We start from the raw sequence: 1,258 nt of genomic DNA, 5'->3' as shown, positions 1-1,258 counted from the left end.
ATCGTAACCTGATCTCTTTCGTCACCGACCGTCCCGGCCATGATCGCCGCTACGCCATCGACGCCTCCAAGATCGGCCGCGACCTCGGCTGGGCGCCGAGGGAGAATTTCGACAGCGGCCTGGCAAGGACGGTCGACTGGTACCTGGACAACAAATGGTGGTGGGGACCGATCCGCGAACAGCGCTATGCCGGCGAAAGACTGGGCGAAGCGCGCAAGGAGGCGGTGTGAGGCTCGTTGTCACCGGACGCGAGGGCCAGGTTGCGGCAAGCCTTCTGGAGGCTGGGCGCGAAGACGTCAAGGTCATCGCCATCGGCCGGCCGCAACTCGACCTCGCGCGGCGCGGGACTGTGATCGAGGCCATCACCGCCGCTAAGCCCGATATCGTCGTGTCGGCCGCCGCCTACACGGCGGTGGACCAGGCCGAGGACGAACCCGAGCTCGCCTTTGCGGTGAACGCCGCCGGCGCCGGCGAGGTGGCGCAGGCGGCGGCTCGGCTCGGCGTGCCCGTCATCCATCTGTCGACCGACTATGTCTTCGACGGCACCCAGGACGGTCCCTATCTGGAAACCGACGCGACCGCGCCGATTGGCGTCTACGGCGCCTCCAAGCTTGCCGGCGAACAGGCGGTGGCATCAGCCAAGTCGCGCCACCTGATCTTGCGCACGGCGTGGGTCTACAGCCCGTTCGGCAAGAATTTCGCCAAAACCATGCTGAGGCTGGCCAGCGACCGCGACGAGATACCGGTTGTGGCCGACCAATGGGGAAATCCCACTTCCGCGCTTGATATCGCTGACGCGATCCTGCATGCGGCAGCACGGCTGCACCGCAACGAGGATTTCGCCGCGTGGGGCATCTATCATCTGGCCGGCACGGGCGAGACCAACTGGAGCGGCTTCGCCCGCCATATCCTGGACATAAGCGGTGGGCTCGGTGGCCCCTCCGCGCGGGTGCGCGATATTGCTGCGACGGACTATCCGACCAAGGCGCGCCGCCCCGTCAATTCCCGGCTGTCGAGCGCGAAGTTTGCCTCCGTGTTTGGAGGGAGTGCGCCGGTACTGCGGAAATCGGCGCGAGAGGTGGTCCGTCGTCTCCTGAGCAGGTGACCTGACGGGGATTTGACTGCATCAACAACCAACAAATCGCGGGGATTCACCGGCTGCCACAGTGCGAAACCGTATTCAGCGTCGGCGGTTATCGAGTTGGTGATAGAGATCGGCGTATGTTTTTCCCATCCTGTCAGCTGTAAAGAGGCGAAC

Annotated in this window: 2 protein-coding genes; both read left to right on the top strand. The window is 64.8% G+C overall.

The genetic code is table 11. The features are described from left to right. On the top strand, nucleotides 1-230 hold a 230-nt coding region (locus FJ980_RS32480), incomplete at its 5' end, for a GDP-mannose 4,6-dehydratase (RefSeq protein WP_181181397.1). Continuing rightward, nucleotides 227-1,105 (top strand): dTDP-4-dehydrorhamnose reductase, encoded by an 879-nt coding sequence (rfbD, locus tag FJ980_RS32475; protein ID WP_140547546.1) that lies wholly within the window; start codon nucleotides 227-229, stop codon nucleotides 1,103-1,105. The genes FJ980_RS32480 and rfbD, both read left to right, overlap by 4 nt. The last annotated feature ends 153 nt before the right edge of the window (nucleotides 1,106-1,258 follow it).

This window comes from Mesorhizobium sp. B1-1-5 (genome assembly GCF_006443065.1).
Taxonomy (GTDB): Bacteria; Pseudomonadota; Alphaproteobacteria; order Rhizobiales; family Rhizobiaceae; genus Mesorhizobium.
The sequence above is the reverse complement of the archived record's forward strand: the minus strand, read 5'-3'. Positions and strand labels throughout refer to the sequence as shown.